This window comes from Motilimonas cestriensis (genome assembly GCF_021295315.1).
Taxonomy (GTDB): domain Bacteria; phylum Pseudomonadota; class Gammaproteobacteria; order Enterobacterales; family CBDFNC01; genus Motilimonas; species Motilimonas cestriensis.
Window position 1 is genome coordinate 19,421 of the sequence record NZ_JAIMJA010000031.1, and the last position, 20,071, is coordinate 39,491.

5 protein-coding genes are annotated in these 20,071 nt (G+C 43.8%); all 5 read left to right on the forward strand.

The window, feature by feature from the left end:
• The first annotated feature begins 12 nt into the window (after positions 1-12).
• The 5 genes from K6Y31_RS19965 to K6Y31_RS19985 all read left to right on the forward strand — a co-directional run bounded on the left by K6Y31_RS19965 (position 13) and on the right by K6Y31_RS19985 (position 19,780).
• Complete coding sequence (locus K6Y31_RS19965) at positions 13-14,547, forward strand: interleukin-like EMT inducer domain-containing protein (protein WP_233054795.1); 14,535 nt, start codon at positions 13-15, stop codon at positions 14,545-14,547.
• A 64-nt stretch (positions 14,548-14,611) separates the two neighbouring features.
• The gene (locus tag K6Y31_RS19970; RefSeq protein ID WP_233054796.1) at positions 14,612-15,154 is read left to right on the forward strand and encodes a hypothetical protein; all 543 of its coding nucleotides are present in this window, start codon (positions 14,612-14,614) and stop codon (positions 15,152-15,154) included.
• Between the two features lie 338 nt (positions 15,155-15,492).
• A complete protein-coding gene (locus tag K6Y31_RS19975; protein ID WP_233054797.1) occupies positions 15,493-16,851 on the forward strand; it encodes a hypothetical protein in 1,359 nt (452 codons plus the stop codon).
• Between the two features lie 12 nt (positions 16,852-16,863).
• On the forward strand, positions 16,864-18,039 hold the full coding sequence (locus K6Y31_RS19980; RefSeq protein ID WP_233054798.1) for a glycosyltransferase family 2 protein: 1,176 nt from the start codon (positions 16,864-16,866) through the stop codon (positions 18,037-18,039).
• A 181-nt stretch (positions 18,040-18,220) separates the two neighbouring features.
• Positions 18,221-19,780 (forward strand): radical SAM/SPASM domain-containing protein, encoded by a 1,560-nt coding sequence (locus K6Y31_RS19985; protein WP_233054799.1) that lies wholly within the window; start codon positions 18,221-18,223, stop codon positions 19,778-19,780.
• Positions 19,781-20,071: the final 291 nt, after the last annotated feature.

The following is a 20,071-nucleotide window of genomic DNA, read 5'->3' on the forward strand; positions in this document are numbered from 1 at the left end:
TGGTGAATAGAGATGGCTTTTATAATTGGTGGCAATGGGTTAGGTAGTTTCGATGCTTTAGGTCAAAGTGCAATAGCACTGTCTAAAGGTGCTAATGTTCAAGTGAACGCAAATAGTGGTAATGTATTGCTTTCTAATCTTGATCAAACCCTTGTAAGTAAAGGAACCGACGTATCCCTTGCGCGCAGTTATAACAGTCAAGGCTCTTTCGGAGATGATTTATGGCGGTTCTCATTTGAGCGTAAAGTAGAAATGCTCGGTGGACAACTTCGTCGTACGACAGGTGATGGGCATACCAGTATTTTTGACAAAATCTCTAATACCACTTATCAATCATCCGCGGGTAAAGGTGCTCACGATACGTTAGAGAAAACCAGTTCAAATTGGGTTTACACAGAAGGTAGCAGTCAAACCAAGGAATATTATTCCCTAGCCAATGGTTTGCTTTTACGCAGTGTTGATGAAAATGGTCAAGTAACCACATATACTTACGATGGCAGCAACCGGGTTAGCGCCATCAAAAGTGCTGACGGCAGCCAGTTATCGTTTATTTACAATAGTAAAAGTCAGTTAATTCGCATTGATACTTATGAATTAGATAATGCAGGGAAAAGTCAGTTCCTTGCCGCTAAATTACATTACGAATATGATGCAAAAGGCCGTCTGGCTGCGGTTGTTAATGACTTATCCCCACAAGATAAATCAATTTCTGATGGCCATGTTTTTAAGACGCAGTATAGCTATGTTAGCGAAACCAGTAACTTAATCCATAAAATTAGCCAAAGTAATGGCAGTGTCCTCACGTTGGGCTATACAACGGTAGCTGGGCAATCAAGGCTTTCTCGTTTAGATGACAATGGCTCGGTGACGTCGTTTAGTTATGATGGCGCCAGAGCAAACGGACATCAACTAGAAGTAACCGATGCCGCAGGTGAGAAGTGGTATTACCAGTATGATCCGCAAGGCCGTTTAACGTCAGCGTTAACACCAAAAGGCGCATCTACCCGCTACACCTATGACAGTCAGGATAACTTACTGAGTGTGAGAGATGGTCAAGGGAGAATACTCAGCTATACCTATGATGCCAAAGGCAACCTCACCACCACCAAGCTGAATGGTGTGACAACAGAGCAGGTTACATATAATAGTTTTAATCAAGCTATTGTTTCGACCAAGTTTTCAGCGCAAAGCTTACCTCAGAATAGCTACAACGTATACGACCCTGCGGGTTTACTGCGTTATTCAGTCAATGGTGAGTCAGAGGTAACAGCATTTGCATACAATGCTGATGGGCAACTGATTCGCTCTCGTCAATATACTTCAGCCGATGCATCGGCATTAACTTCTAAGCTCTCTGCTGGCGTAAACCTGAGCTTGGCTGAGCTTAATAGTTGGGCGAGTAAGCAAAATAAACAAGCCAGTATCTTGACCGAAATGACGTATCAAAGAGGGTTGTTGCATACACAAACGGTTCACAGCCATCTTAATTCAGTTGGTGAAGGCATCATTAACCAAGACTCGCTTCATCTGCGTAATACTTGGGACGCCTTCGGGAACTTACTGACCACTGAAAAGCTAACGGGCGATTTATCCAAGCCAGGTTTTCAGGTTCAAAGCCGTACAAACTATGTATACGATGGCCTGAACCGTTTGTTATCCACTACAAATGCTCTGGGTTTAACCACGACGACTCAGTATCAAGATGCCTCTCGTCAAGTGATCATGACGGCGCAAAATGGCACGGTTACTCAAATAACCTATGATCGAAAAGGTAACGAGCTTAGTAAAGAAGTAAGTGCTAATGCAAATAAGCATCAGTTTACCGTTCGATCCATGGGCTATGACGATAAATTATACCGTGCCAGCAATCGTGGCGTGACGATTGATGGAGCTCATGTCGGAGGTAACGGACGAGGTGTTACCGTTACCTTACTTAACTCTGATAACTCATTACTCTCGACGAAAACGTTTGACACATATGGGTCAGCGAGTGCGACATCCGCCTTTGTCAGTTATATAAATAGCTTAAGCGCTCAGGCCTCAGGTGTGCAGGTTGTTATTTCTACCTCTGATGAGTGGACTAGCCAGCTAGGTGTTAATGGCAAACAAGCATTGGTTAAATTGGGTGGCTCTGAGACAATATTAAACAGTGCGGCTTCTCGTAGCTCATATGTTTTAGTTGCTCAAATGCAAGGGGGTAGCTGGCAACGCTTGTATCAAGATTATGGCCCTCGTTATGCAGACCAAGGTGTGGGTTATGAGCGTGATGGGGCGCGAGTATTTCAAAGTATTTACAATACTGCCGGGCAACTAACGGCGAGCATTCGCCCTGATGGGGCTCATGAATACTATTTCTATGACAATGAAAACCGACTGGCTGCGACCGTCAATGCCGTCGGTGTTGCAACAACCTATGCCAGAGACGTGCAGGGCCGGGTAGTCTCAGAAACAGTCCATGCACGAATTATTGATACCTCGGGTTGGCTAGTGAATGGTCAAGTACCAAAGAAACTGACCGATGTTTCTGCCTTATTGAACACTGCAACAGCCAGCCAAAAAGCACTCAACCGTAGCATTAGCAGTGAGTTTGACCGTGACGGTCGATTAGTTAAGGTGCAAGACAGTGAAGGTCAAATTAAGCAATATCAATATGATAATTTAGGCCGTCAAACATCTTCTCTGATCTTCAATAAAGACGCTAGAGGCACTGCCCTACAAACGTTAACTGAATATGACAACGCAGGGCGCGTCGTAAAAACGGTTGATGCTAAAGGCTATGTCACGGAAATAAATTACGATGAAGCGGGTCGTAAAGTTGAAACGCGTCAATATAAAGCATCCTCGCAAAAACTAATGCAGGGCAATCATGGTGTCAATGCGGCGCATTGGGTTGTTTATGATCCCATCCCCGCTGGCGCGACCATGACCCCAGAGTTCGATGCTGAATATGGCGCTGAGGTGATGTCAGTAAAAGGGCGAGGAACTGACAATGGCTTTAGGTTAAACGGTGAAAGTTCGACTGGGTTTAATGCGAGTGCGAATAAAATCACTTGGGACATGAAATTTACTGGTGCCTCAGTCGTGTATATTTCATTGAAAACGACTAATGGTCACCGTTATATACAATACAACCACACAGGTAATGCCCCTGTAATCAATGATAGCGGATATATTTTTCATTCCTTGGACAAAGCTAATGATGGCAAGTGGCAAACAATTACGCGCGATTTAGCCGCCGATCTCGCAGCGGTTGAACCTAATAATACCTTAATCAGTGTAAATGCCTTTTTGGTTCGGGGCTCAGGTAGCGTTGGACAAATAAAGCTACATGATACGGATACCGCTAGGCTTTCAAGTCCACAAGGAGTGGGGAGCTATGATAGTAATCGGCTTTTCTATGATGGCCAAGGTCGTCAGCAGTTTGCATTAGATAGTCAAGGGTTCTTAACGGAAATTCGTTATCTCGAAGGCAGCCGTAGCAAAGAAACTTATCGGTACAGTCAAGTGGTGACCAGTACAACCGGTGGGATCGCAGACTTGATCAGCCAAGCTGGAACGGCTCAATTAGTTGAGCGCCAGCAGCTTGATATCGCGGGTCGTGTGTTATTGAGCGAAGATGCGCGTGGGACACAAACACGGTTTGAGTATGATGCTGATACCGGTTTATTGATGCAGCGCTCTGTAAACGATAAACGCAGTACTTACTTAGAATACAATGGGTTCGGTGAAAAAATTGGTGCTGTCACCTTATCGGGTAATACCCATTGGTCGAAAGTAAATGTCGCCAACCAAGTTGCAACAAAGGGAACGCAATCAGAATTTGATGCGATGGGGCGCGTAGTACGTGAATATAATAGTGCCACAGGGTTAACGCAATTTGAATATGATGAAGCTGGCCGCTTAATCGCAACTAAACGACATAATGGGGATGTCAGTGAAACGCAATACAGCGCTTTCGGTGAAGCCATTGTCGCAACAGAGGCGGGTTCAGTTATCTTAACTCGCACCTTTGATAATGCGGGTCGAATTAGTAAAACAGAAACCGCTGAAGGGGTTGAAACACACTATTTTTACAACGATCAAGGTGAATTAGGTTACACCTTGACAAAGGCGATCCGTGAACAAGCCTTTACCCAAGTGGGAAATGGAAATGTCATTGAGCGCTTTATCACTCGTTATGAGTATGACGAACGTGGTCAGCAAGTGAGCATTGCAACAGTTAAAACACTTACGCCGGTTAGCGCAAGTAACACAACGGAGCAAGCTTATTTACAACAGCAGCTCGATACTGGATTAGCCTTCAACGAACAACAGCGAACGAGTTATGATCACTTAGGGCGAGTGATCAGGCAAATAGATGGCGAGGGCCTTGTTACACAAACGGATTACTTATTAGGTGGAAGAGTTAGCGAGGTTCGAGTAGCAGGCGTGCTGACCGAGCGAATTGAGCTTGATAGCAAGGGACGCGCTCTAACCGTTACTAACGGTAACCAATCCAGCACTCGCTATCAGTACGATGATGTAAACGGTATAACGACCATGACGACAGCCACTGGCATTGTCACTCGAACACAAAAAAATGAGTTTGGTGAAAAAGTCAGTATTACCGATGGTGAAGGGCACCAACGCCAGTTTCAATATAATGAAAAAGGGCTACTCACTCGCACTACATTTATCGCGAAAGGCGGCCAGTCTAAAGTGCTATCAGCACAAGAATATAACGATGCGGGGCAATTAGTTTGGTCAACCGATGCTAATGGTATAAAAACCGCATTCACTTATGACAGTGTGGGTCGTAGTTGGAAAGTAATCGAAGATAGTGCTGGAGAGCGAAAAACAACTGAATACGGTTATGATAACCGGGGGCAGCGCATTTGGGAGGATGTTGAAGGTGTCCGTACTTACACTCGTTATGATAAAGACGGTCGTAAAGTTCAAATTGAGCAAGCTGGCATTGCGACATCTTATCAATATGACGCTAATGGTAAAGTAACTCGTCAAGTTGAAGGTGAAATAAAGGGGGGAGTGCTTCAAGAAGCGCGTATTAGTGAATATGAATATGACGAGCTTGGTAACGTTAGTCATGAGCGAGTGCGCTCTGGTGCCAAATGGGCGGGGACGGCAAGCTCTCAAACTAGTTCATCTATTTATAATAACGCTGGCCAAATGTTGTCTAAAACAAATAACAGCGGCGCAACTACGTACTTTGTTTACAATGCGCAAGGCCGTTTGCAGTACCAAATTAACCCACTTAACTATGTGACTGAATTTGTATACGACAATGCGGGTAAAACGGTGTCGCAAACACTCTATGCGAAAGCCATTACACTCCCTGAGGTGATGACTCACACAGAAGTTGCTCGAAGCTTGCAACCTTCGCAAACGGCAGATCGCGCGACACAGTACGAATACGATAAAGATGGTCGACTCTCTCTCGAAATAAATAGCCAAGGCTATGCCACCAGTTATGCCTATGACAAGAACAACCGCGTTGTCAAAACCACACGCCATTATAACCCGGTGGTGGCACGTGATACTTGGCAAGCAAATCATGCTAGCAATCGAGAGACACAAACTGTTTATAACTCTCAAAGTCAATTATGGCTAAGTATTAATGAAAAAGGGCAAGTGAGTGAGCAACGTTACGATGCCCAGGGGCGTGTTGTCGCCACCATTCGCTATAGTGGGGATTTTTCAAATGTGTCACTTAGTCAATTACCTGCTCAACTTTCCAAGGCGACACATCGACAAGATACTCGCGTATTCGACGCATTAGGGCGGCTACGTTTTACTCAAGATGGTGATGGCTACATCGTTGAATACCAATACAACCGTCAGTCACAACAAATTAGAAAACGAGAGTTTGTTGATAATATAGCAGCACGCCAAGTACTAGATAGTATTCGCACCGCCAACCCTAACGCGAGCGAACTAGAGGTGTTTGTAAAAACGACCGACAAAATTCGTTCAGACGCATTAACTACGGCAAACCCAAATAACCTCATTCAAGAGCTCAATGCCACACAAACTAAAATTGACTCATTGTATGTGGAGCTCGCTACACTAGAAAAAGGCATCTCGGATAGCACCGCTGCTAATGCGGAGTTAGGTTTTGGCATTATCGAAACATCTGATCGCTTAGAAGCCTTAAAGGTTGAAGTCAATAGTGAAATAGAGCGATATAACCGCTTACGCCAAGTGATCAGTGATTTAGATATGCGGGTCTCGGGTTATGAAGTTAAGTTAGGCATTAATGATCCACTTAAAGCGTTAGGTGAAAAAGTGGCTGAATTGGCAACGGGTGAAACAGCCACTGTTGTGATCGGGGGAGCGACGGATGATACAGGCTTCTCTATAGGCAATAGCTCTCCGGAAGAACTAGTGAGCAGCTTGCAGCAACGAGCTGCAACGTTGAAAACTAAAATTTCAGACATTAATAGTGATATTAGTGCTCAGTTATCCATTGTTAATTCAAATAAGTCGCTCGTCACTAAAGCTACGACAACTTATCACAATGCTGAAGCTGCGCTAAATGCTGCCGAGCGAGCATATAACGATGCCATCGCGTCAAAAGGACAGGCGTATTATAACGCTAAAGCAACACTCGACACGGCAGCGTCTAACAAAGCTTTTGCCCTTAGTAACTTAAATTTTGCGAAAGAAGAGGTAGCTCGTTATCAGCTCGAAGTTGATGCTAATAACAAATTACTAAATACAGCTAAGTCAAATTTAGCGTCTAAAAGCCAATTAGCATCAAACGCGTTTAACCGCTATAAAGCCGAAGAATCAAAATTCAATACTGCAAACAGTCAGCATCAAGCTGCACTGGCTCAATTATCAAAAGCCGAAGCCGATATCACTAAGTTCCAATCTGCTTTAGTCTCTGCAAATAATGAAGTAGATTATCGCTCAGCCAATCGCTACCGCAATGAAGAAGTTGGCGGCTACACACAAGCACAAATTGATGCTTCTATTGCTAATCGTAATGCGGTTACCAATTCGTTGAACAGTGCGCACGCTGCTAAATCGAGTGCTCAGAGTGCGGTTAAGGCTGCAGAGGCCGATATTCGTGCATATACCAAAACTAAAAATGAAACTAACCAAGCTTACTCAACCGCGCTTGCTGATAAGGACAGTGCTCAAGGCTTAGTGAATAGTTATACCAGCATTTTAAAATTTGCTAATGATACGCTTGCTACAGCCAAGACAGATCTAAGCAAAGCGCAAACAGAATATGACCACAATGTGGTAAGCTATAATGCTGCACAAGTTAACTTTGACAAAATTAAGGCTGCAAACAATGTTTCCTCTGCTGAGGTAGATTCTGCAAGGAATACCTTAGCCGATGCGGAAAAAGCTTTTCTCAGTGCAGTCGTTTTGCTTCGAGATTCAGAAACTAAGCAAAGTAATTTAAAAGCACAACAAGCTTTATTAACCGCTGAGCAAAGTAAAATTAGCAGTGACCTGAACATTGCAAATCAAGCGACCAATGCTGGTGAAGACTTCATGCTAGACAAAGGTGAAAGCTACCTTGCCCTAGCTACCAGTAATAGTGCACAAGCAAAAAAAGGTATTGTTGAAAACACAGGTAAAGTCAATGCCATCAAAGGCAAGCTGGATGTGTTGAATCAAAAAGTGCAACAACAGCAAGCTAAAGTTGCGCAACAAGCAAGTGTTTGGCAAAGCAGTCAACAAAATCACCAGAGTAAGCTTGCTGATTTAACCAGTAAGCAAGCACAGTATGCCGCTGAACAACAAAAAGTGGGGAATGCAAATAACGCGGTAGTGCAAAGTCAAGGCGTGTTAAATACCCGCGCAAATGCGGTGAAGGGGGCCGAAACTCAGCTCACAACGGAAACGACTAACCAAAAAAATGCAACAACAACCTTAGCGACCAGACAAACGCAATATAACGCTGCCCTTAACAATCAACAAAGTGCGCAAGCCACTTTTAATCAGCGTACTAATGACGTTAACTACTGGAACAGTCAAGAGTCCCAAGCCACTATTGAGCGTAATAAGCTCAATGCTCAAATTCCTCAAGCTGACCGTAATATTGCTTATGCGCAAGCATATCTAAATAGTGCCCAGCATGACTTAGATTATGCGGTTAAGAACCGACATCGAGCAGAAGAGTATGGTGGTGGTTTTAGCTCAGCTGAAATCAGTAGGCGCACAACAGTGCGCAACAGTGCTGCCGCTGCTTTAAGTAATGCACAAAACGCACGAAGCTCGATCATTAACTCTCGCAACTGGTGGCAAGGTAAAATTAATACAGCCGTCGCCAACAAAGCGACCGCAAATCAAAATAAAACAAATGCCTATAATTCATTATTAGCCGCTAATGCGCAGCACAGTGCTGCAAAAACAAACCTAAATAATGCCAGCACAGCGTTGACCACTGCCGACATAAAACTCGCGCAAGCAAAAACGTCTTTGGCTAATGCAAACAAACAGTTAGCAGATGCTCAAACTAAGCTAAATAGCGCTAAAGCTCACCTTGATGGTGTTGAGAAAAATGCTGAGACGGTGCGCCAGCTAATGGTTAAGGCACAATCCGATGAGGCTAACGCAAAAGCGCATATTATCAGTGCTCGCGCCGAGCTAGATAAAGCCGAGAGCGGCTTGAAGTTAGCTCGCGCTGATTTAGACGGTAGTTTAACGTCTTTAGGTGTGGCCGAAAAAGAGCTTGAAACAGCCATCATATTGCATAACGACGTAAATCGTTACCTAAGAGCTGCACGGTATTACTTTACGCAGGCAAAATCTTACACCGATGCCTCACAACAAGCAGCAGTAGAAGCTAGCCAATCGCTAAATCATAACTTGCGTAGCAATACCGTTAGTCAAGATACCGACTTTGTTTATAACGCGCGAGGCTTGCTCGAGAAAACATTCAGTCCAGCCGTTTCGTACTTTAAGACGAATGTGAACAGTGGCATGACATCAAGCTATGGCCGCTTGGAGTCAACCAACCAATACGACAGTCTCGGTAACGTGGTTAAAATAACTTCCGCCAAAGGGACACACATGGAAAGTGTGCAACAATTCGTTCACACCGTTCAGGGGGTGCAAACCAAAGCGATAGGACTAGCTGGCAGTGAGGTAATGCTAGATGCACAAGGCCGAGCCACTATAAATATCAACGCAGAAGGTGGACGGCGAGACCGGATTTATGACGCTGCAGGACAATTGCGTTTTGAAATTGATGAATTAGGTCACGCTACCGAATACCGATATAACGCATTTGGCCAACAAGAAAGTGTTATTCGCTACAGTAAATTTGCTCGAGTTGGCACCGGCACCATCAGTCTTGCGCAAATGGAAACATTCGTTAAAACAGCGGGCAGTCAGCGTCAAATTATGTATCGTTATGACCAGTCTGGGCGCCAAATTGAAAGTAAACACGTTGCTGATGGTACTTCGTTATTTGATAGAAATAACTTTAACCGTTTTGGTGATGAGTTATCACAGACGGTGCAATACACTTCACCAACAAAAAATAGCAATGTCACTAAACTCGCGCAATTGTTTGATAGTGCTGGTCGGCTCTATGCTACGCGTGATGCAGAAAACTATGTCACCCTATATGAATACAATGGTTATGGAGAGTTATCGGGTAAAACAGAGTATGCTGAACGATACACTGGCACTTGGGCCGCTAATAGCTTAAATACATGGAAAGCCGTTGCCAGTAACCAGAAAGACATGCGCCGTGAAACGTATGAATTTGATGCTCGGGGTAACCGCACGTTAGTGACACGTCATCAAGTTGAGTATTACGAAAATGTGAATGGTAAAGCGGTCAGAAAAGTGGCGAATTTACACGCCAGCTCCTATTACGATCTTGGTGGTAGAGTGACCCTTTCTCTTAACGAGGTTGGCACGCGAAACGTAGCTAATCACAAAGCGGCCAATGACAGCGTGATGAATGAATATGATGCGATGGGGCGTTTAATTCGCACTTGGTCACCAGAAAGTGAGTATTTAAATAGCCACCTTGAATTATTAGCGGGGCAAAATACCGCACGAAAAACCCGTAAAGTGGTAGATATCTTCTATGATGCCATGGGTAATCAAGTGGCTACGCAACAGTCATCGGGTCAATCTAGCTATCAGTATTTTGATGCTCAAGGCCGATTGGTTGGTCGTCGTGATGCTGCTGGTCAATTTACTGCGGTGGAAGTGGATAAAATGAATCGGGTGATCCGCGAGTCACAGCAAATTAGTGTGAAAGATCAGCTTAGTTATAGTCACAGCGCCGTCACAGAGTACAAATATGACGCAACGGGACGTCAAACCGAGACCTGGATCCACAGTGACGGAAAGATCAATAAACAAAAGGCCGTCTATAACGCATACGGTGAGATAGAGCGCAAATACAATAACGATGTGCTGCAAGAGTCATATATATACAATGGCCTGGGCCAGGTCAAACAAAGCACAGTCAAAGGCGTTAAACATGATTTTGAGTATGATTGGCAGGGCGGGGTGCGCAAGGAAACCATCGGTGGTGATCGTGTTGTCAACCGCGAAATTGATAACCTAGGTCGGGTATTAGCTGAGCGTCAAGGAAGCTCAGCGGCAGTGACATCACAAACCTTTGACCGCTGGGGTAACGTTAAAACAAAAACCATTGCCGCTCAAACTACATACTATGACTACAACAGCAGCAACCAACTGGTAAAAGAAACCGCAGCCCCAACCGCAATTGCTGGCACGGGGCAGACTAAATCTGCGGTGACATTGCGTTACTACGATGCCAAGGGTCATCAAATAGCGACTCAAACAGCCAATGGTAGCTGGTATTACAGTCAATATGATGCATCGGGTCAAAAAGTTAAAGACACCAACTCTTTGGGGCAAAGTAGTCTCTATTTCTATGACTTAGCGGGCAATAAAATCGCCGTGATGAATGAAAAAGGTCAGGGCGAGGCGTACGACTATAATGCCCGAGGGCAAATTACTCATCGTTCAAAATATGATGCGGTAAATGAACAATTTGATATCTTTGCAACCTTCTCATATGACCAAGCTGGGCAACGTTATAAAGAGGAGTACCATGGACAGTCAGGTTACCAACAATGGACTCGGTTTGGTCGAGCAGGACAAGTGCTTGAAACGCTTGGCCAAGGTGTACGCCGTGGTTTTAGTTATGATAACCATGGTAATAAACTGACAGAATCATGGTTGGATGCCAAACAGCACACAGCCAGTGAGCTTGATAAAGTTACCTCAACCTATGACAGCGTTGGACGGTTAGCTACTCAGACCACGATTGACGGGATTACCTTCAAGTTTGTCTACGATCAATATGGCCAATTGAAGCAAAAGCACAGCGCAGACGGTCAACACGAAATCAACTATACCTATTACAGTAATGGCCTTCTTAAGAGCCAAGCTGTAAAAGGGCAAAAAACCGAAAATTTTGTGTATGACAACGCCGGTCGTGAAACCGCTCGCACCCTGACGCAAGGCGACTCAAGCATCACCACGAAAACAACTTATGACGCCCAAGGTCGTATTCAGAGTGTCTCCGTGTCTGGCGTTAAAGGGTTTGGCCAAACCTTAGAGAACTCTACCCTTACCTATGGTTATGACTTGATGGGCAACCGTGTCAGCATCACCAGCCAAAAAGGCAGTGCGGCAGCGATAACGGATTGGTATCAATACGATAGCGAAAACCGCATGGTGATCAGTAAAGGCGCGCGTCAAAGCAATGGCACCATAGTGGCGGGTAAAGCGGGCAGTTCACACATTGTTTACGATGCGCTTGGCCGCAAGCACACCGAAACCACGTATGTAGCCGTTGATCGCAATGGTCATAAACCCGTGGTTAAGCAACAAACCACCTATGGTTATGACCGCTTTAACCACCTTGACCAAGTGGTTGTGAAAGAATACAACGGCGCGAAAGCCTATGTCACTAGCATCATGACCCGCGAAAACTCGTTAACCGGTCATGCGCGGGTGCAAACAGATAAAACCATGCATTATCATTTTGCTAACGGTTTGATTAAAGATGGCAGTAAAAGCAAAGCCGATATCACAGTGACCACCATGTTTGAATACACCGCCGGCCAGCTAACCCGTCAAGGCAAAAGCAGTGGTACGGAAGTAAACATGGCGTATCATCATTCAGGACAGCTAGCCAAACAAACGGTTAATGATGAAGGCTACCAAACGGTGACCGACTATCAATTTAGTGGTTGGGAAAACTACCAAAAGAGCAAGGTGACCACAACCAGTAACCGAAGCGGCTACAAACCGGGCACCAGTACCTTTAATTACAATGCATTTGGTCATCTAACTGGCGTAGACAGCACCACCGACAGCAGTGACCGCAGCATTACCACGGATTTTAACCGTCAAATAGCATTGCAAAAAGCGGATGGTAAGCTGACCGCGCAAATCAGCGTTGCGGGCAACCAGCTCGGTGATTTATCGGCAGAGAAATTGAACGGCGATTTAATCAGTGGCAGTCAAGGCACCCCTTCAGCCCAGCCGGGTGCTTATACCGTGCAAGCAGGAGACACGCTAAACAGCATTGCACAGAAAGTGTACGGAGATAGCCGTTACTGGTTTATGTTGGCAGACGCCAATGCACTGTCGCCCGATGAGCCTCTGACAGCGGGTAAATCACTGGTCACGCCAAACATGGCGTCCAACAGCTATAACGGCGCAGACAGCTTTAAACCTTATAACGAGAGCGATGTGCTAGGGGACATTACCCCTCAGGCCATTGCTCCGCCGCCACCGAGTAAGAGCTGTAACCCGATAGCCATGATAGTGATGGCCGTGGTGGCCGTAGTGGTGACTGTGTATACCGCAGGGGCTGCGGCAGGGGTTATTGGCAGTGCGATGGGCGCGACAGGGACTGGCGTGGCTGGTGCTGCGACAATCGGTGCTGCAGGAACGGGTGTGCTCGGAGGTGCTGCAGTAGCTAGCTCAGCAAGCGCGGGGCTTGCCGCAGCGGCCATTGGTGGCGCGGTTGGCTCAGCCGCTTCGCAATTGGTTGGCATGGCATTTGGTGTTGTAGATGATTTTTCTTGGAAACAAGTAGCCCTCGGTGGTTTGGCAGCAGGAGCAACGGCTGGCTTTGGGGCAACGCTAGGTGCCGGTGGTGGTGTATTTAAGGCAGGCCAAGGTGCAAGTTATAACACCCTCCGTTTGATGGGCAATGGCATGGTGCGCAGTGCTGCGAATTACACCACGAACTACATGGGCAGTAAAGCACTGGGCATGGATGCCTCATTTAGCTGGTCCAACTTAGCGGCTTCTGCCGCGGGTTCGGCAGTGGGGGCGGGGATGAGTGCAAACTTGCCAGACTCAATGAGAAATATGATGGGAGAAACCCTCACGGGCTTCGCGGGCGCGGCGGCTTCATCGGCCTTGCGCGGCGAGTCGTTTGGTGACAACGCCGGTGCATTTATGGTGGATGCGTTTGGTAATGCTGTGGGCAATATAATTTCTGGGCAGATGATGGCATCGGAAGCCGCTGCAATTAAACGTGACACGCAAGATAAAATAAATGCTTCACTCTTGTTCTCTGACTCAGGCTTACCAGATAAGGAAAATAACCCATTTATCGTGAAGTCAAAACCAGGTTCGATTACAGCTTCGAATAATGCTGTAGGAGAAGCTGATTATACATTACAAGAACAGGTTGAAATTATTAACAAAAGATTTGAGGACGCGGGATTAACGATTCCAGAGGGTGGGCCTGAGAGTATTAAGTTACTGATTGATATTATTGATAAAACCAAAGGTAGCGAAAATAAGTCAGATTACTTGACCATAGCAGAAGCGAATAAGTTAAGTCCTGAAGAAAAAGCTATTCGAGCGCTTCGCCATGAAGAACTTAATAAGGATAGAGAATTTTTTGATGCCATATTGCACGATGATAAGCCAGTAGCCATAGAAACAGAGTTTACAATTGCTGGTAATTTACCAAGTTTTGGCTTCGATTTATTTGGTATTAATTTCTCAACCCCTTCTTTAGAGATTGGGTATAGTGTTAGCATTGCTGTTGATAACGACGGAGGAGTGGCTATCGCCCCATCAGCATTTGACTTTAGTAAAGATATGAGAGAAATGGAAAAAGGTATAAGTCTTGATATTGGAGTTTTACGGGGTGTTGGGTTAAAAGCTGAAGATCTTGCTTATGGCATTGTTGTTACGGGTGGTCCGAATGCTGATTTATTTAAGGGGCCATTAGGAACAACAGCTTCTTTTGATTATGAGATTGGTGCTGCCTTCATTGATAATGGACCTGTTGGGGTTAGAGGTTACGAGTTTGGTCTAGGCTACGGCGGAAGAAAAGGCAAGTTGGGTTTGGATGTAACCTTGCAATCTAGTTCAAATATATATGGCAAGAATCAGATAACATTTAATGGAGGGGTTATCGCTCAGGCGATATGGGGAATATCTGAAATTCAAGTTAAAGCAACGAATGAAGCACTCTATTACGGCTTTGATAAAGCATTGTATGAAGCTGCAAAATTTGAGTTTGAGAAACCTTCTTATCCGGTGAATTCAAGTAAATAACTTAGATTATAAGCACAACCCCTTAGTTAAGGGGCTGTGCTAGTAAAAATAAAAAAGGAGATATATGGAAATTATATATGAGGTGTCCCCATTTTTCACAAAGATTAAGATGTTGTTTTTTATGGTTCTTTTGAGCGTTTTTGTTATTTGGGTGTTAACACTACCGTTTCAAAATAAAGACAATCTTCCAATAAAGTGGCCGTTATATATCATAGCTATTCCTTTCTCGATGTTTTTATTTAAACATTTCGAAAGCTGGAGTACTTTAAATGAAAGGTATGAACTTTACCTTTCAGGAGGAATGAACCGTGTTGAAGGTATATTAAATAGTTCACAAATTTCTTACATGAGTGATTTGAAAATAGAGGGCGACTACTCACATAGAATTGAGGTTAATTCGTTTACGTCGGAAAGTGGTGAGCAATTTTATTTCAATAGAGTTGCGCCAAAAATATATAGTGGTGGGGAAGGGTGTCTTGATATGGTTTTATCACGAAATATCGAAGACTTTTATGGGAAAAAAATGAGAATTACTTTCTTGCCAATTCCCATGGGTGACTTTAAAGAGCCGATAAAATGTATCTTTAAAATTGAAGTTGAGGCATAAAAGTACCTGGTTACCACTGAAAGAGAGTAACTGGACAGCCTTTTCACCGAAAACTTGCCTCGGCTTGTGCTTTCAAGCCTGATAGAGCCAAACATATATACTTAAACGAAAAGTTAAAGCGAGTATGTTTGGCTATCTCCACACCTAAATAGAAGTAAGATACAGTGCCGTGGTGATGGAGTACCGTGACCCTCACGCCTTTTAAAAAAAGGGGTTTGTGCATGGTGGTGCACTTCGTTCTTAAAGCAGGGTAGATGATACAAAAAGCTACTTAACTTAACTCGTTTTATGGTAGCATTTTGCCCATCTAGATGATTTAAGTTCATGATTATTTTACTATGTTGACTGTTGATGTTGAACTAAAACAAGTAGCCTGCCAAGTGGTGTGGGTTCGCCATAATGTAAATGCTGAAACCTACCAATACCATGTAAATGGCACCGGGGACTCCTTGACAGCGCAAGCTGACCGCTATGGGGTGTTTGGTTCAGGGCGTGCAGCGATTATTGGTTTCGGTTACGTTAAAGGGATTGGTAAAACATCCTTGGTGGATAATAGTCGTCCCTATTATTCCTCGGGCAGTTTAACCATTACGGATGCTGTGGTTGAAACAATCCACCTTGAGGCCATTTATGCTTTGCTTAAAAATGCCATAAGGCCGTTAGCTGTATACTTAACCCCATTTGAAGAAGAAACCAACCTTGAATATGCGTTAAAGAGTGGCGCCAAATTAGAGGATATTCCTCTAGACCGACAATTAGACCATGGCGCCCTATTTGTTCGTGATATCCCCATTAGGATTGCTCACTTGTATCCTATGGAGCCAGATCCCCAAAAAATATTAGACTTTTTAGCGCAGCATAACCCTGAGTTAGATAGTCGCTCTGCTTATGTGTTTTATCCACAGTATTTGGAAAAAGTCGCAAATAATTTAGCAACCTTGTTTGTTAATCGGTTTGCAATTGGCACCACGGCTATGAGTAATTTAAGTGTACATGGGGTGCCTTTTGATACTGCTTCGAGTTCATTTTTACAAGATTTTAGAAATTGTTGGGTGTCGGCCGATAACATAAAGATTTGGGATGAGCCGTTATTAATGTTAAAGGATTTAACCTGCTACTTAATGGATTATCTAGGCGCGTTAGAGTTTAGCGATATAAATCATGCGGTTAAATTGATAGCTTGTACATATGATGCGGTAGAAGGAATTTGGCAACGTGCTCTTTTAAATGCGATGCCATTGTTATTGGGTTTTAGCGCAGGTGAATTAGATCAAAAATACACTTCTGAACAAGTGGAGCAGTTGAAAGCCGCTCTGCTGTGTTACATTCAAGTTGATACGGTTGAATATGACCTATTTGGTGGCTACAATGCCGCACGCGATGCGCCTAAATGGGTTGGGCTACCCTTTAATCACGAGTTTCCTGCGTTAGTTCAATATTTGCAGCCAACCTCCTCTGAAGCGCTTAACCAAGCGTATTTGGCTCTAAATCATCAAGCTTCAGAGCAGCAAATTTTGGCCTGCCAACGGATTTGTATGGATAGAACCCCTGTCATTAATGATCCGCATTTAAATGAGGCGGTACGAAGTGAAAAAGCGTTAGGTGGGCACCCTGTTGCAGCTAATTTTAATGCTGTGATCGAAACGGCGTTTAATCATTTAGATAAAATTTTTGAACGTGAACCTAATTGTAAATAATTTGAGTTAATTATGGAAAATGCACTCGGTTGGTTGTTTACCCTGCCTTTTTTGTTAACGTGTTTAATGACACTGACTTTGTTAATCATCTATTTGATCCGCTGGCGAGCCCCTGTGGCTGTGCAAGAGTTGCCTTCAGTGAGTGTGTTTATTCCTTATTACAATGAAAATGCTGATATTTTGATTGCGTCGTTAAACAAGCTTGAACAGCAACAATATCCAACACAATTACAGATTATTATCATTGATGACGGCTCGAATAATAATACCCCCATGCGTGTTAAAGAGTGGGTTGCGAGTGAGCGCAAGCAGCAATTTGTTATTCTAACGCGTCAGTCTAACGAGGGAAGAAAAGGCTTTGCATTAGACTTTGCACTTGACTCAGGGGTGGCCACCGGCGACGCGTATGTGATTGTAGACAGCGATACTTATGTTGAACCTGATGGGATTGCGGAGTTGGTGGCTAAGTTATGGAGTCATCCCGATAATGCCGCGGTATGCGGCTATGTTGTGCCCGAAAATTATCGCGATTCATTAATTGGCAAGCTTCAGTATTATGAGCATATTGGTATTTATGGTGCAATAAGAGCAGCGCAAGATTTAATGGGCACTGTGCCTGTGCTTGCTGGGGCATTTGTGGCCCATCGCGCCAGCGTGGTTAGAGAAATAGGCGGCTGGAGTGAATGGCTGGTAGAAGATATATCATGGTCATGGAAAGCCCTAGCACATCAGTATCGTACTGGCTATGCCGCTAATGCGGTTGCAACCACTCAATGCCCTATTAGCCATAACGCGTTATTTAAGCAGCGTAGACGATGGGCGAGGGGGCGAGTAGAAGCATATGTTGAAGCCTGGAAGGTTTCATTTTTATCTGGTGTTAAGTCGACGCCTTGGTTTCTGATGACGGCGATGAACTTTATCTTTCCACCTAAGTTGATTATGTTACCTGTGCTGATGATGTTTCAGGTTTGGTTGCCAGTATTATTAAGTATATTGACGTTATGTTTGTATCTTGTTTTTACAGCGCTATATTTTCGTCGGCATGGTAATAAAACGAATATTACGAAACGGGATGTGGCAAATGTTCCGTTTTATGCGTCGATGTTAGATGCCATTACTTGGCTACCCAATGTGCTAGGTTATGTTGATGAATTTAGAGGAAAAAAGAAAAACTGGTTAACTCGATAATGGCAAACGCATGTATGAGTGAACTCTAATCACTGTATGATGGCTTAACTGTCGTCTCCCATGCGGCAGATATTCGTTTAATAATTTATCACTTATTGTTAAAAAAGTGGTCGCGCTTTTGCCTTGCGATAAGTGCGAATTGTGTCATTTCTCATTGTTTCTTAAGGTACACATAGGATGTATGGCTACGTTTAATACAACTATCGACATTAAAGCGGACTTAACGGTTCAAGACGATATGGTTTCCGCCTTGTGTCGCCTTTGGCAGCTTGAGAGAGCTGCGTTAGAGACGGAACTACAGCTGCATTTTAGAGGTTTTAAATTGTTGCCGCCTTCTGATTGCGCAATGGTTCCCTTCGATAAAAATAAAAAGCATTTTTTTGATGGTAGCCAGTCACTATATAGCATTTGGCATAATTCAAGCAGCATCGGTGTCTTTGCTTGGTTAAAAAATAACGGCTTTGATTTCATGCCTCAGTTATTCGCTGGCAGAATATTGGAAGACGAAGAGCGTAATTATATTGACCATCGCTTGGAAAGTGATTACGAGTTGTTTCAATTACTACGCGCAACTAATGTACCCGTTAAATCTATTTTAGCATGGAACAATAAGGGCCACATCGATGAGTTTAAAGTGGGCGACTTACTGCGCATTTATACGCGTGATGCGCCCCATTACCAAGTCAATAATTGCACAACTAACCCTATTAATAATTCGGCTGGTGAGCAGCTGTATTGTCAAAATCCATTTCGAGATTTAATACTTGGCCAAACGGATTCTTTTAGCTGTTGCTCTGCTTGGCACGGAGGGCAAAGCTTTGGCGATCCTAGCCAATCATCGATGGATGAGCTTTGGCATGGAGATATTGCTAATGATTTTCGAGCTTCAATAATTGATGGCTCATATCGCTATTGCAGAAAAGATATTTGCCCTAAACTGGTTAACCCTGAAGATAATTTAAGGCCTTTTAATGCTCTAGATGAAGATATAAAACAAGCGATTCGATTGAGAAGTGGAGCTTATAGCGGCAAATATCGTTTTTTGAACTGTGGTTATGATTATTCATGTAATTTATCTTGTCCCTCTTGTCGCAGTGAATTGAGAATAGCGACTGGCGATGAGGCTTTGCGACTTCAGCATATTGAAGAGCAAATAGAGTTAACGAGTTCAGATTTAGAAGAAATTTCCATTTCTGGCTCAGGTGATCCTTTCGGCTCTCCGTTTTCTAGAGCTTTCTTAAACCGTATGAGCGAAGAGAAATTCCCTCAGTTAAATGTTATTTATCTTCACTGTAACGGGCAGCAGTTCCATGCTCATACTTGGGAAAAGCTACCGCTATTTGTTCGCGAACGGGTTAGTATGGTTGAAATTTCAATTGATGCGGCTTTGAGTGATACCTATGAGTTGAACCGAAGGGGCGGCAGCTTTGAAAGATTACTCAACAACCTAGCCTTTATATCTAATCTGAGAAAGAATGGTTACATTGGTTATCTACGGTTTAGTTTTGTTGTGCAAAAAAACAACTATATCGAAATGCCTCTTTTCGTTTGCTTAAGTAAAAAATACCTTGCAGATTCATGTAGCTTCTCGCGATTGATCAATTGGGGGACCTACAGTAATGAAGACTACCAAGATAGAAATATCGCCAATTCCGAGCATGTCTTGCATGATCATTTTTTGTCTATCTTGTCCATGCCTTGTTTTGATGAGTCGATTGTAGATATGACAAATCTGAGATAATGATTACGCTCTACTTCATTTTAATATCATTATCCCCATCATGTGAATTAGCCCGAACTTTGATATAAGTGAAATAGTATGCTTCCTGCAAGGAGGCCCTTTCATAACTATTGTGAATCTCGTCACGCTTTCCCCATAAATAAAAAAAATAAGTAAATTTTTTATCTGTTCTTCGCATTTGTAATACAGGCAATAAATTTATTTGGGAAGTGAGACGGCATGGCATACGTTATTGGTGGTTTTGGGCTGGGCAATTTTGATGCACTGGGTCAAGGGCAGATATCTGCTGCG

Bases quoted from the DNA above. Each gene is read 5' to 3' on its own strand.
- K6Y31_RS19965 (WP_233054795.1), top strand. From the start codon at position 13: ATGGCTTTTATAATTGGTGGCAATGGGTTAGGTAGTTTCGATGCTTTA.
- K6Y31_RS19970 (WP_233054796.1), top strand. From the start codon at position 14,612: ATGGAAATTATATATGAGGTGTCCCCATTTTTCACAAAGATTAAGATG.
- K6Y31_RS19975 (WP_233054797.1), top strand. From the start codon at position 15,493: ATGTTGACTGTTGATGTTGAACTAAAACAAGTAGCCTGCCAAGTGGTG.
- K6Y31_RS19980 (WP_233054798.1), top strand. From the start codon at position 16,864: ATGGAAAATGCACTCGGTTGGTTGTTTACCCTGCCTTTTTTGTTAACG.
- K6Y31_RS19985 (WP_233054799.1), top strand. From the start codon at position 18,221: ATGGCTACGTTTAATACAACTATCGACATTAAAGCGGACTTAACGGTT.